Below are 12,979 nucleotides of genomic sequence, written 5' to 3'. Positions count from 1 at the left end.
CGTGGGAGATATTCATTTAGAATATATCTTTAATCCTGCACTGGCAAAAGCGTCATTTCCATTTGTGATGAAAGGCATCTGGCTGACGCTGCTCATTTCTTTTGTGAGCATGTTTTTTGGTACGATTCTAGGCTTTTTTATTGCCCTTGCTAGAATGGCAAATACGTGGTTCCTTCGGTTGCCTGCACGGCTGTATATTTCATTCATGCGTGGGGTTCCCATTCTGGTCATTTTGTTTATCCTTTATTTCGGATTCCCTTACATCGGCATTGAATTTACAGCTGTCACTGCTGCTATTATTGGATTCAGCTTCAATAGTGCTGCATACATTGCCGAAATTAACCGGGCGGCTCTCTCCTCTGTTCCAAGTGGTCAAGTGGAAGCCGCCAAATCACTTGGTCTCAGTTATTGGCAAACGATGCGCGGAGTCATTTTGCCTCAATCCGTGCGCATTGCACTGCCGCCCCTGACCAACGTCATGCTTGATTTAATCAAAGCTTCCTCACTAGCGGCAATGATTACTGTGCCCGAACTCTTCCAGCAAGCAAAAATTGTGGGTGGACGAGAATTCGATTATATGACCATGTATATTTTGGTTGCCTTGATTTACTGGGGCATATGCAGTGTGGTCTCATTGCTCCAAGACTTTTTGGAAAAACGCTATGCGAAATATCTATAACAACAAAAAGCAGATCCATTGGGTCTGCTTTTTAATGTATCAACCATAACCACACATACAACCCCAATAACGTGATGATCAGCGTCGGTATGGTTAGAATGATTCCAGCTTTCATGTATGCTCCCCAAGAAATATGCACACCTTTTTTCTTCAAGACATGAAGCCACAGCAATGTCGCCAATGAACCGATTGGGGTCATTTTCGGACCAAGGTTTGAGCCGATGACGTTGGCATAAATCAGTGCATCTCTCATCACACCTGCTGTATCTGTGTGACCGATGGCAATCGCATCAATTAAAACGGTTGGGAGATTGTTCATGACAGAAGATAGCACTGCTGCCAGGAGCCCCATAAACATCGTTCCCGCAAGTAAACCGTGTGACGCCCCCTGTTCAATCCACGCCGCTAAAATTTCTGTCAGGCCGACATTTTTCAGCCCATACACCACGACATACATGCCGATAGAGAAAAACACAATCGACCAAGGTGCTTCTTTGACGACTCGTTTTGTCGCCACTTGTGGACTCCGTTTCGCCAGCCATAAGAAAGCAATGGCAATGCCTCCTACAATGATTGACACCGGAATGCCTGCCAATTCCCCAGCAAAATATCCAACAAGCAAGCACCCTAACACATACCAAGATAACCGGAACATGCGCAGATCACGAATGGCCGAAGCTGGTTCCTTCGCCTGCGAAACATCGTACGTTTTCGGGATGAGTTTCCGATAAAACACATACAACACAAGCATACTAGCGCCAAGCGATACAAGGTTTGGGACGAACATGTTTGCTGTATATTCAAGAAAGCCAATATGAAAATAATCGGCTGATACGATATTGACCAAGTTACTAATGACAAATGGCAAAGACGTCGTATCTGCAATAAAGCCGCTTGCCATGACAAACGGCAGGATCATACGCTCATCCAGCTTCAGCGCTCTGACCACAGATAAAACGATCGGGGTTAAGATAAGTGCTGCTCCATCGTTGGCAAAAAAAGCTGCTACCACAGCGCCTAGCAATGTTAAATAAATAAACATGCGGACCCCGTTCCCTCTTGCGGCTTTTGCCATATGAAGTGCCGCCCATTCAAAAAAACCAATCTCATCTAAAATCAGTGAAATGATGATAATTCCAATAAATGCAAAGGTGGCGTTCCAGACAATTTGGGTGACTTCCCATACATCGCCCAAATGAACGACCCCAAAAGCAAGAGCAAGAATCGCTCCCCCGCACGCTGACCATCCAATGGTTAAACGTCCTGGCTGCCAAATGACAAGGACGAGGGTCATGATGAAAATCAAAATGGCCAAGGTGACTGATCCCAAAGGTGGCCCTCCTTTCACTTTCCTCATAAAATCTTTATCTATCATACAACGAAATAAGGCAATTGTATGCCATTTTATGATCTCGCATAAAAATCCGCAGGTCATCCTTTGCACCTGCGGAGTCCACGCCTATTGATCTTTTTTCATCAGCATCAATTCAATAAATAACTCACATCGCTGGCTAAAATGACTTAAATCGATAGACGTCATTTCAAAAATTTGTTTCATTCGATAGTTTAGTGTATTTTGATGAATAAACAACTGCTCTGCAGCTGGTTTTAACTTGCAATTATTCAATAAGTAGACCTCTAAGGTTTTTAAAAATGATGTTTGGCTGTCACGGTCTTTTTCCTTTAGGCGCAACAGATCTGGATTAAAGTCGTTTTTCTTTTTTTGGTGACTGTAAATCGAGTCTAAGAACCGGAAGACCCCCAAATGCTCGTAATCGTATGGAATCAATTCCTGCCCCCCGACAATCTTCACTGCTTTCACGACTTCTATCGCTTCAAATCGACTTGTGCTCATTTTCATGACATCTCGATATTCTCTTCCCATCCCAATATATAAAGGAGATGGGTGTGTATGCGTTTTCGATTGAAGATGGGCGACGACATCCGCAGCGGTCGCTTTTGGTGAGTGTCGATCTGACAAACTGCCTAATATCACGACGATGTCTGCTTGCACAGAGTAGACGTGATTGACCTTGTCTTCTAGCTGTAAATAGGTTCTAATCATATCCTTCACATCTTCTGCCGTCTCACTTTTATTATCGGCGGCATGAACAACCATCACAGTAAAGACAGCTGGCAGTGGAATGCTTAAATTCTCAGCTTCCCATTTCAGCTCTTCTTCTGTATAAAAATGATCATCCATGACCTTTTTGAAGAACTCTTCAATCTTGCCTTCCTTTTTCTCCAGCTGTTTCTTATTTTTATAAATGACTTTTCCAACCTGAAACGATGCCTCGTGTAAAAATTGCAGCTCCTCTTGAGAGAGAGAATCTTCAATGTCCTGCACCCAAATAAAGCCGACAACCTCTTGTTTGTGCTTGGCGCTTACAGCCACTCGTCGATTAAACCCGAGCTCCTCATGACCATTCACATAAAAAGGATTTGAATCTGTATATAGCTGCTCAATGACCCCTGTTTTTTTTAACCAATCCACCACAGCTCCCGGACATTCCTTTGAGAAAATGGTTTGCTGATTGACTGGGTCGAACTGCTGGATGCTGTAAGAATTATAAGCAAGCAGCTGACATTCAGTACTTTCTAAAATGACTGGTTTTTTTAAATAACCACTAATAAATGCAATTAATTTATCGACATCAAAAAATGTATGAAGCTTTTCTAATATCTCTTCCATCCCGATTGCTCCCTGAATAAGTGATACATTTATCATACTTCTTTCCAGTCAGATTTGTATAGAAACAAGTCGTAGACAGGTAAAAAAAGCATGAACTCGCCTGCACGAGTTCATGCTTTTCCATATTAAAACATTTCGCTGATCGTTTTGGCCTGCATGTGCAGAGCAAGATAATCTGGACCGCCTGCTTTTGAATCAGTTCCTGACATTTTAAAGCCGCCAAATGGGTGGTAACCCACAATCGCTCCCGTACAGTTACGGTTAAAGTAAAGGTTCCCGACATGGAACTCCTGCTTCGCACGGTTGATGTGATCACGATTATTTGTAATGACCGCACCGGTTAACCCGTATTCTGTGTTGTTGGCTACTTCAAGCGCCTCATCAAAGCTTGAGACTTTTGAGAAAGCTAGGACAGGTCCAAAGATTTCTTCTTGCATTAAACGAGATGTTGGCTCTAGATCTGCAAACACGGTTGGATGAATGAAGTACCCTTCTGAATCATCACTTGTTCCGCCAGTGACTAGACGGCCTTCTTGCTTGCCAATTTCGATATATTCCGTGATCTTGTCAAAGGAAGCTTGATCAATGACAGGTCCCATGTACACATCAGCTGATAACGGATTCGCTGTTGTTTTCGTTTCTGTGATTTCTTTCACTCGCTCAACGACTTGGTCATACAGCTTCTCGTGGACGACAGCACGAGACCCAGCTGAACATTTTTGACCTGAAAAACCGAAGGCTGATGTGAAAATGGCGTTAGCGGCTAATTCGACATCTGCATCCTCATCTACAACGACTGTATCTTTACCGCCCATTTCAGCAATTACACGCTTTAAATGCTGTTGTCCTGGCTGTACTTTTGCCGCACGTTCAAAAATACGTGTGCCCACTTCTCTTGATCCAGTGAATGTAATAAGGCTTGTTTTCGGATGATCTACTAAGTAATCTCCAACTTCTGCTCCGCTACCTGGCACGAAGTTGACAACACCTTTCGGCAGACCTGCTTGCTCCAGTTCTTCTACAAAGCGGGCAGCAATGACAGGCGTCGCACTTGCTGGCTTTAATACGACTGTATTCCCTGTGACGATTGGTGCAACGGTTGTCCCTGCCATGATCGCAAACAAGAAGTTCCATGGTGGAATGACAAGCGTCACGCCAGTTGGTGTGTACACATATTGATTGCGTTCCCCTTCGCGGCTGTTCACCGGTTTGCCTTTCGCAAGCTCTAGCATTTGACGGGCATAATACTCTAGGAAGTCAATGGCTTCTGCTGTATCTGCATCCGCTTCATTCCAAGGCTTCCCTGCTTCTTTTACGAGAAGGGCTGAATACTCATGCTTTTTACGGCGAATGCTTGCCGCAGCGCGGAATAAGACGCCGGCTCTTTCTTCTGGAGACGTGTAGCGCCATGTTTCAAACGCTTTTGCCGCAGCTTGAATCGCTTGCTCTGCCTCTTCTTTCCCAGCTTTTGATACGGTACCCACGACTTCTTCCTTCTTCGCCGGATTGATCGAAACAATCTTGTCTGTTGTTTCGATTCTTTCTCCATTAATCACAAGCGGATAGGTTTGCCCAAGCGATTCTGTTACTTTGGCTAATGCTTGTTCAAACGCTTGGCGATTTTCTTCCTGGCTAAAATCCGTGAATGGTTCATGCTTGTAAGGTGTTGTCATCTTTGTCACGCTCCCGTTTCAAATTATTTTCTCGTCATCCCTTTTAAAGCAAATGCAATGTTTGCCGGTCGTTCTGCAAGACGTCTCATGTAGTAGCCATACCACTCTCGTCCATACGGGGTGTAGACCCTCATTTGATAGCCTTCCTTCACGAGTGCTTGCTGCGTTTCTGATCTCATGCCATACAGCATTTGAAATTCGAACTGATCTGTCTGTATATTGTGTTTTTTCACAATATGTTTCGTAAATTCGATCATTTGATCGTCATGTGTCGCAATGGCTGTATAGTTCCCTGAGAGTAATTGCTTTTCGATCAGCTTCTTGTAATTCTGATCGACGTCTTTTTTGTTTGGATACGCCACTTCAGCGGATTCCTTATAGGCACCCTTTACAAGTCTTAAAAATGGCTGCAACTCATTTAGGTCATCAAGATCTTGTTCTGTTCTGTACAAATACGCCTGCAAAACCGTACTGACATACTCATATTGAGATTTCATTTCTTTAAAAATGTCCAGCGTTTTTTGACAGCGCTGTTCATCCTCCATATCAATTGTCACCATAATACGGTGTTTCTCTGCCGTATCTAAAATACTTTTCATATTGCGATACACAAGGTCATCGTCAATATCTAAGCCAAGCGATGTCATTTTAAGTGACACGTGGGAATTGAGTCCCGCCTCTGCAATTCGCTGAATGGTTTGAATACACTCATTCGTCCGCTCATTTGCAATCTCTGCCTTTGTGACAAACTCACCAAGGTGATCAACCGTTACGGCCATACCTTGATCGTTTAATCGTTTGATGACAGGGATAGCGCTCTCAAAATCCTTCCCACCGATGATTTTCTTTGATGCAACAGCACTTCCCCAATTACGAGCAATATGGTTCAAGAGACTGCTCTTTGACAAAAACAAGAAGAAATTTCTTGTGACCGACTCCATAAAGGGCACCTCCCACTCTTTGTAAGCTATGTCTTTATTGTAAGGCTCATGAGCTGTCCGCTACAATATTTGAAGATGACAAAAATTCTGACTTTTTTTGTGGTTTTATCACAATAAGAGATAAAAAAGAGCCTGCCGCTAACCGGCTGGCTCTTTCATGCTTACGCCCACACCTCATCAAGGGTAGACTGCAAAAGCTTATTTAATTCTTGCATCAGATTGTCTTTCGGCTGATTGTAGCTTTTCACCAATTCATCAAAACGCGCCAGCTCTTGATCAATAAATGGATGGACATGAGCGAGACGGTTCTCTACATCCATTTCTTCTCCGTCCATTTTACGTTTGAGCAGTTCGTGAATTTCTGCTAACAGCGGGCCTTCCTCCACTAGCTCCTTGAGTAATTCATGAAAGTCCATGGGTGGAACCGTCCGGTAACGTTCAATCCACTGACAGGCAAGCAGCGGACGGAGCACATAGAAATACTTCTTGATTCGCACCTGCTCTCCTCGTAAATGCCGGCTTTCATTCCGCTTCGCCATATTGAGGTAATGATACATCAAAGCCGCAGGGTAAAACGCTCGATCCTTTAATTCTCTTAGCTGCTTGGCTAGAGAGAAAGATTCAGCATAGATGATGTCAGAAGACAGCCATTCCATAATGGATGGATTCGATTTATTGAATAAACGCAGCGCCTTTCTAAGCTCCCAGCCGCTGATATCAAGCATGTCATCAATCGGCCGTTCAATGACATCTCGATGTTCTTCCATCGCCCAGTACCATTCCTTCCGGGGAACGTATAAAAAGCGAACATCATAATCACTGTCAGTTGAAGGAAATCCCCATGCCCTGCTGCCCGATTCAACGGCGAGACAAATCTTGACGTCATACGTTTCTTCGATGATTTTCAGCTCTTCCTTAATTCTTTCTCTCAAGTGTCCATCAACTCTTTCTATAGAATTCTGCATGACTTCTTCACCTTTTGGGAAAATACGAATAAGACATATATGAAAAAGGAGTTGGATCTGATGTCTATATCTCGCATTATGAAATGGATCACTGGGATTTTTGAAGCTTGCCTTGCTATCCCTGTGATCGGAGGTCTATTCGTTATCAGCAATGGCTATTCACCGCTCATGGTCATGCTTATTCTGCATATTATCACACTCGTCTTATCGAAGCGAGACCAGGGACCAATGATCGGAAGTATCATTGGCATTGTGACATCCTGCCTTGCCTGGATTCCGATTCTCGGATTCATCCTTCACATCATCACAGCCCTTGCCCTGATCGTTACAGCATTAGTGCCTGATGAAAAAACAAGACAGAACACCAGTTATTAAGCTGATCGCTCCAATAGCTGAAAAAAGACAAAGAGCTAAAATGAATGTCATTTTAGCTCTTTGTCATGCTCTTATGTTGATAGAAGCAAATGCTTTTGTAAAAAGGACAGCTTCTCTGTTTGAAAAGCAGGAATAAACTCGTGCCCAAAATATCGGTACACTTTCAGCTCTTTATCTGTTTCTAAATGATTGTATGCCGCAAACACGGTGGATGGCGGTGTCACTTGATCAATCAGACCGATCGCCATCAATGTTGGCTGTTTCACCCAGTCGGCTAAATTGATTAAATCAAAATAGCTTAATGTCTCAAATGCCTTTTCCTCCACTTTCGGATCACTGTTTCTTCGAAAGTATGAATTGATTTCTAAATAAGGCTGCTCCAAGGCAACATCAACTGCACGCTCAAAATTTGATAAGTAAGGATAGTCTGCCACAACGACTTTTGGAATGTCTGAAAGGGCTGCGGCCGCAATCGCTAATGCACCCCCCTGACTTCCACCGATCACGCCGATACGGTGTTCATCTACTTCGGGGAAAGACTGAATGACTTCGAGTGCACGAACAGCATCTAGATAAACACCTCGATAATAGTACGTATCCTTCGATAAAATGCCTTTTGTCATCCACCCTAATGCATGTCCGCCCGGCGTCACTGAGGTGTCTTCACTGCCACCTTGACCACGGACAAGCATTCCAAACGTCGCATAGCCATGCAGCGCCCAGTTGACGATGTCGTGAATGCCGCCGTCATAGCTGGCATTATAGCCATGAAAACGAACGAGCGCTGGATGCGGACCAGTTTGATCAGGCACAGCATAAAAGCCTTCAATTTTAGAATGTCCAAAGCTTTGATACGTCAGGCGGTACACCTTGACGCCTTTCACTGGATAGTCATAAGATTCAAGTGTTGGCTCTGCCTCCACTTGGCGCAGTTCTTCGAGCGATTTCTTCCAAAAGTCTGAGAAATCAGGACGTGCTGTTTTCTTTGGTTTATATTTTTTTAGCTCTTCTAGTGATAAATCGAACAATTGCATATCATACTATTCCCCTTTGTTTTATTAGTTATGAGTATCATACCACTCATTTCTTGATTGAGAAAGTCATTTAACAAAACCTTCTGACATTTCTATTGGCAAAGATGGCGGAAAGCTTTATGATAAAGAAACTGGCTTGAAGACTAGATGCTTCAGGCAATATCACCCGAACCATTCATTGCATGAAACGAATAAAGGAGGAAGACCGACATGAACATCGCCCTGATTCAAATGGACGTACAAATAGGAGAACCTGATGTAAACTTTCAGAAAGCAGAAGCGTTTTTAGAAGAAGCCATTCGCCAACAGCCTGATTTGATTATTCTACCTGAAATGTGGAATACCGGCTATGCGCTGGAACAAGCGGATGAGCTTGCCGATGCAGATGGTGAGCGGACAAAACAACTCTTCTCTTCCTTTGCTCGTCAGCACCAAGTGTATCTCATCGCAGGCAGTGTTTTAAATAAGAGGACAGAAGATGAAAACATCACCAATACAATGTATGTCTTTAACCGCCAAGGTGAGCTTTTGTTAGATTATGATAAAATTCATTTATTCCGCTTAATGGATGAACACAACTATTTAACCGCCGGTCATCAGCTTGGTTTATTTAACTATGATGAAGATGTCAAGATTGGCACCATGATCTGCTATGACCTCCGCTTCCCTCAGCTTTCTAGGACGCTCGTGAACAAAGGGGCGAAGGTGCTTATCAATACCGCTCAATGGCCGTCAGCAAGAGTGGACCATTGGCGCAGTCTGCTCATCGCAAGAGCCATTGAGAATCAGTCATTTGTGATTGCGGTGAACCGGACGGGCACAAGCAGAGACACTGAATTCCCTGGTCACTCCATGGTGATTGACCCGCTCGGACGCATTCTGCTTGAGACAAATGATGAAGAAGACATTTATTATGCAGACATTGATCTTCAGCTCGTAGATGAAGTGAGACAACAAATCCCCGTCATGACAGATCAGCGGCTGGATTTATATTAGAAAGCAGGGGACTCCCCTGCTTTCAGCGTGTAGACAAACCCTCGCATTCGGTGTCAGTCCTGCGTGCCGGTGCTCACGAATGTCAAATTCGCTCCGCGTCGGTACTCGTCCTTCCTAAACTGCAAAGGTTTTCTATCACGCTGAAAAAAGGTAAAAGCAGGGGACTCCCCTGCTTTTTGCGTTTAATTAAACGTTTGTTTAAGCTTTTCCTTGATTCTGTTGAAGGTCCATGAAGGCTTGAGCGGCTTTCGTTAAATATCTTTCTTCCACATATGCAAACACAAGTGTGCGGGTTGGGCATGAATCAATGTGTAAATAAGTGACTGCTTTGCTTTCCTCTTGTGCCACCATTTTCGGCACCACTGTCACCCCTAGCTCATTTTCAACCAATGCCTGAGCTGTTTGAATATGACTCGTTTCAAATGCAATCCTCGGCCGAAAACCATGATGACGGCACAGTTCCGTGACCACTTGCCGAAAGCCATATCCCTCTTTCAGCATAATAAATGGGGCATCTTCCAGAAGACGAAACGGGACAGACCCTTCTTGATCCGCTTGATTGATGATTTCATTCAGTTCATCTGTCAACCACGGTTGAGCCGTTTGCGGAATGGCGAGAAGAAGCGGCTCGGTCAGCATTTGTTTTGTTTTCAATGATTCATGCTCGACAGGCAAAGAAAGAATCGCCAGATCCAGTTTCCCAGTGAGTAAACGTCTTTCTAGCTCACGAGGCGATTCTTCTATCAAATGAACGTGAACATGCGGATACGTTTGACAATAGGTTTTTAATAAACTTGGTAGGACATATCCCCCTGTAACAGCTGGCGCACCGATCATCAGTTCTTTCCCCACCTCATAAGCAGCTTCCCCCATCTCACGCAATAAATCATCTCGTTCCTTCAAAATGGTTTCTGCTCTTTTGATCAATCGGTTTCCCTGAGGTGTAGGAGTGACTTGTCCATACTTCCGAATAAACAGGGGAGTATCTAATTCTTCCTCAAGTTTTTTAATTTGCTGACTTAATGAGGGCTGTGCAATGTGAAGTTTTTCCGCTGCTTTTGTAAAGCTTTGCTGCCGGTACACTTCCATGACATATTCCATCATTCGTATATCCACTTCTCTCACCTCATAGGTTTTAACTATTCATATCATATCTTTTATGTCTTAGACAAATCACGGGAAGAACCCTACGATAAAGAAACAACAAAAGGGGGTAAAGAAATGAATCCATATTCGAAAGCCGAGAAACAATTCTCACAAAATGCAGAGAACTACCGAGATTCACCCATCTTTGCAGCTGGAAAAGAGCTTGAATGGATGAAAACGGCGGCGAAGCCAAAGGGCGATGAGCATCTACTTGATATCGGCTGCGCGGCAGGTCATACCATTTTTTCCTTTTCAGACGTCATCTCTAAAGGAATCGGGATTGATGTCACACACAAAATGATCGAGGTTGCTACAGCACTTGCAAAAGAGCGCCAGCTGAACCACATTACGTTTGAGCAGGCATCCGCAGACGCATTGCCCTTTTCTGATGCATCATTTGATCTCGTCACATGCCGATTTGCTGCTCATCACTTCCCACATCTCCCGGCAGCCATGTCTGAAATCAGCCGAGTCTTAAAGAAAGGCGGCAAATTTCTACTTGTCGATCATTATGCACCTGAAAACCAAGCACAGGATGACTTTATTAATCATTTAAATAGACTGAGAGATCCCTCCCATGTGCGAGAAAGCTCGTTATCAGAATGGAAAGAGCTTTTCGCTGACAACCATCTGACGAAAGAAGATATCCGTTACTGGGATCTGCATATTGATTATCAGGACTGGATCATACGAGGACGTACACCAGAGAATGTTCAAAAGGAAATCGTTGCCCACCTTCATGCTGCAGACGATGAAACGAAACAGCTGTTTCAACTGCAATTCGACGAACATCGTCAGCCAATATCCTTTTGCCTAAAAGCCGCACTGCTTCAAGGGATCAAACATTAAACTGATCGAAAAAGTCTACCCTAGCCGGTAGACTTTTATATTATGAATATACATTTCCACTATCTGATAGATATTACTTTTCATGTTCGTGACAAGGAGTGTTGCATGATGTTTCTATTATAAGATAATTGAACTGAGGTAGGTTAGGCTTTTTCAAAAGTGTACGTAAATCCTCTGAATAAAAAAAGAACCTACCCTCTTTAGAATAAGTTCTTCACTGCATGCATCACTTACGGTGCAATATCTTCTAATACTTTCTCTCGCGTTTCGATCATTTTAAAAGCAAGAATTGCTCCCACTACAGTCACACTTGCAAAAAGAATAAAAATAGTTGAAACACCGCTCACCTCTAAAATAAAACCTATCATAATAGGAGCGATCGCTGAGGCCAGCCTAAGCCACGCTGTAGCAAATGCCGTACCAATTACCCTCATACGGGTTGGATAGATTTCAGGTGTATATAAATAGAGAAGAACTGTAATTGTCCCCATCATTCCGTAGGCAGCGGACCCTAAATAAATAACGCTTTCTGGAGAATTTGCTCCGCTGATCCATAAAGCCGTTAATAAAGCACCTGTTACGATAAATGCAATGGTTGCCCAGCGCTTCCGTCCTACTTTATCGATTAAAAATGCACAAGCGAATACCCCTATGGTCTGTAAAATATTTGTGAGAGAGGCTGCCCTTAATGAATCTCCAACTGGCAAATTGTAAACCGTATTATAAAGACTCGGTAACCAATTATTTAATCCATTCGATACAAAGTAGGCAGAAAACCATAGTCCCCATACTATCAATGTTCTTTTACGATAAAAAGTAGAAAAGAGCTCTTTCCAGTCGCCTTTTTCAGTGCTGCTGGACACTTGCTTTGCAACAGGCATTCGTTTGTCCGTACTAGCTTCAATCTCTTCAATGATTCTTTCGGCTTCATCTAACCTGCCTTTTGAAATAAGCCATCTTGGAGATTCACGCAACATGAAAAAGAAGACAAAGACGATTAAACCGCCAATTCCACCAATCAAGAACATCCATTTCCACCCAAAGCTAGGTACAACAAATGCGCCAATTTGAGCTGAGATCATTAATCCTAATGGAAAAATCATCTCATAGAGCATAAAAAATCTCCCTCTGCCTTGGGCCCGGGACAACTCATTGATATATGAGGCCGCTACTGGCACTTCTCCTCCTACTCCAATCCCCTGTATAAAACGAAAAATAAAAAGGGCCATAAAGTTACCTGAAAATACACATGCGATACTCATAATAGACATGAGAAACACAGTCCACTTTGCACTAAATACACGGCCACGTCTTTCTGCTAACCATCCAAAGAAAATAGCACCAATCGCTTGTCCGATATAACCAGACCCAATAAGAAGACCAATTTGAGCAGGTGATAAATTCCACATGCCGATGAGAACTGGGAGAACAAACGCTAAAGATAGTGCATCAAAAGCATCAAAAAAGGTAGCAGATCCCATAATGATACGAGGTTTTAAATGCCATCTCGAAAAAGGTACACTTTCCATCCTAGTCAATAGTTGTGAAGCTCTATCAACAACTTGCTCATCATGAGAATTTGAATTTCCGCTGAGTTCTAACGTCATGATATCTCCTCCTTAATAGAGG

12 protein-coding genes are annotated in these 12,979 nt (G+C 43.3%); 4 read left to right on the top strand and 8 right to left on the bottom strand.

All coding sequences use genetic code 11. From position 1 onward, the window contains the following. The first annotated feature begins 1 nt into the window (after nt 1). Nucleotides 2–679: an amino acid ABC transporter permease gene (locus tag NST09_RS01920; RefSeq protein ID WP_008347854.1), complete on the top strand. Its 678-nt coding sequence runs from the start codon at nt 2–4 to the stop codon at nt 677–679. A gap of 31 nt (nt 680–710) precedes the next feature. Here the strand turns inward: NST09_RS01920 and NST09_RS01915 are convergent, their stop codons facing one another. From NST09_RS01915 to NST09_RS01895, 5 genes are all read right to left on the bottom strand, one after another. Continuing rightward, nucleotides 711–2,009: an arsenic transporter gene (locus NST09_RS01915; RefSeq protein WP_098680999.1), complete on the bottom strand. Its 1,299-nt coding sequence runs from the start codon at nt 2,007–2,009 to the stop codon at nt 711–713. 129 nt (nt 2,010–2,138) lie between these two features. Then, nucleotides 2,139–3,371: a helix-turn-helix domain-containing protein gene (locus NST09_RS01910; RefSeq protein WP_008342058.1), complete on the bottom strand. Its 1,233-nt coding sequence runs from the start codon at nt 3,369–3,371 to the stop codon at nt 2,139–2,141. Nucleotides 3,372–3,496: 125 nt separating this feature from the next. Beyond that, a complete protein-coding gene (gene pruA, locus NST09_RS01905; protein WP_007498254.1) occupies nt 3,497–5,044 on the bottom strand; it encodes an L-glutamate gamma-semialdehyde dehydrogenase in 1,548 nt (515 codons plus the stop codon). 23 nt (nt 5,045–5,067) lie between these two features. Continuing rightward, nucleotides 5,068–5,985, bottom strand: a complete 918-nt coding sequence (locus NST09_RS01900; protein ID WP_007498256.1) for a proline dehydrogenase — start codon at nt 5,983–5,985, stop codon at nt 5,068–5,070. A 161-nt stretch (nt 5,986–6,146) separates the two neighbouring features. After that, nucleotides 6,147–6,950, bottom strand: a complete 804-nt coding sequence (locus NST09_RS01895) for a nucleotidyltransferase domain-containing protein (protein ID WP_335358087.1) — start codon at nt 6,948–6,950, stop codon at nt 6,147–6,149. 60 nt (nt 6,951–7,010) lie between these two features. On the opposite strand from NST09_RS01895, the gene NST09_RS01890 reads away from it, so the two are divergent. After that, on the top strand, nt 7,011–7,325 hold the full coding sequence (locus tag NST09_RS01890; protein ID WP_008342068.1) for a hypothetical protein: 315 nt from the start codon (nt 7,011–7,013) through the stop codon (nt 7,323–7,325). A gap of 71 nt (nt 7,326–7,396) precedes the next feature. On the opposite strand, the gene NST09_RS01885 is transcribed toward NST09_RS01890, so the two are convergent. Next, on the bottom strand, nt 7,397–8,359 hold the full coding sequence (locus NST09_RS01885) for an acetylxylan esterase (RefSeq protein ID WP_342493284.1): 963 nt from the start codon (nt 8,357–8,359) through the stop codon (nt 7,397–7,399). Between the two features lie 210 nt (nt 8,360–8,569). On the opposite strand from NST09_RS01885, the gene NST09_RS01880 reads away from it, so the two are divergent. After that, on the top strand, nt 8,570–9,355 hold the full coding sequence (locus tag NST09_RS01880; RefSeq protein ID WP_342493283.1) for a carbon-nitrogen family hydrolase: 786 nt from the start codon (nt 8,570–8,572) through the stop codon (nt 9,353–9,355). A 198-nt stretch (nt 9,356–9,553) separates the two neighbouring features. Here the strand turns inward: NST09_RS01880 and NST09_RS01875 are convergent, their stop codons facing one another. Continuing rightward, nucleotides 9,554–10,459, bottom strand: coding sequence for a LysR substrate-binding domain-containing protein (locus tag NST09_RS01875; RefSeq protein ID WP_129548440.1), 906 nt, complete (start codon nt 10,457–10,459; stop codon nt 9,554–9,556). Nucleotides 10,460–10,576: 117 nt separating this feature from the next. Between NST09_RS01875 and NST09_RS01870 the strand changes: the two genes are divergently transcribed. Continuing rightward, nucleotides 10,577–11,350 carry a class I SAM-dependent methyltransferase gene (locus tag NST09_RS01870; RefSeq protein ID WP_017366580.1) on the top strand — a complete coding sequence of 258 codons (774 nt, stop codon included), beginning with the start codon at nt 10,577–10,579 and terminating at the stop codon, nt 11,348–11,350. Between the two features lie 230 nt (nt 11,351–11,580). Here the strand turns inward: NST09_RS01870 and NST09_RS01865 are convergent, their stop codons facing one another. Then, nucleotides 11,581–12,957, bottom strand: a complete 1,377-nt coding sequence (locus tag NST09_RS01865; protein WP_024718969.1) for an MFS transporter — start codon at nt 12,955–12,957, stop codon at nt 11,581–11,583. Nucleotides 12,958–12,979 lie beyond the last annotated feature (22 nt).

Origin of the sequence: Bacillus sp. FSL W7-1346 (assembly GCF_038593335.1) — a bacterium.
In the GTDB taxonomy this organism is placed as follows: domain Bacteria; phylum Bacillota; class Bacilli; order Bacillales; family Bacillaceae; genus Bacillus; species Bacillus altitudinis.
Note: the sequence above shows the minus strand (reverse complement) of the source record. Positions and strands in the feature narration are given on the sequence as shown.

Bases quoted from the DNA above. Each gene is read 5' to 3' on its own strand.
- NST09_RS01910 (WP_008342058.1), bottom strand. From the start codon at position 3,371: ATGGAAGAGATATTAGAAAAGCTTCATACATTTTTTGATGTCGATAAA.
- NST09_RS01875 (WP_129548440.1), bottom strand. From the start codon at position 10,459: ATGATGGAATATGTCATGGAAGTGTACCGGCAGCAAAGCTTTACAAAA.
- NST09_RS01865 (WP_024718969.1), bottom strand. From the start codon at position 12,957: ATGACGTTAGAACTCAGCGGAAATTCAAATTCTCATGATGAGCAAGTT.
- NST09_RS01890 (WP_008342068.1), top strand. From the start codon at position 7,011: ATGTCTATATCTCGCATTATGAAATGGATCACTGGGATTTTTGAAGCT.
- NST09_RS01880 (WP_342493283.1), top strand. From the start codon at position 8,570: ATGAACATCGCCCTGATTCAAATGGACGTACAAATAGGAGAACCTGAT.
- NST09_RS01900 (WP_007498256.1), bottom strand. From the start codon at position 5,985: ATGGAGTCGGTCACAAGAAATTTCTTCTTGTTTTTGTCAAAGAGCAGT.
- NST09_RS01885 (WP_342493284.1), bottom strand. From the start codon at position 8,359: ATGCAATTGTTCGATTTATCACTAGAAGAGCTAAAAAAATATAAACCA.
- NST09_RS01895 (WP_335358087.1), bottom strand. From the start codon at position 6,950: ATGCAGAATTCTATAGAAAGAGTTGATGGACACTTGAGAGAAAGAATT.
- NST09_RS01870 (WP_017366580.1), top strand. From the start codon at position 10,577: ATGAATCCATATTCGAAAGCCGAGAAACAATTCTCACAAAATGCAGAG.
- pruA (WP_007498254.1), bottom strand. From the start codon at position 5,044: ATGACAACACCTTACAAGCATGAACCATTCACGGATTTTAGCCAGGAA.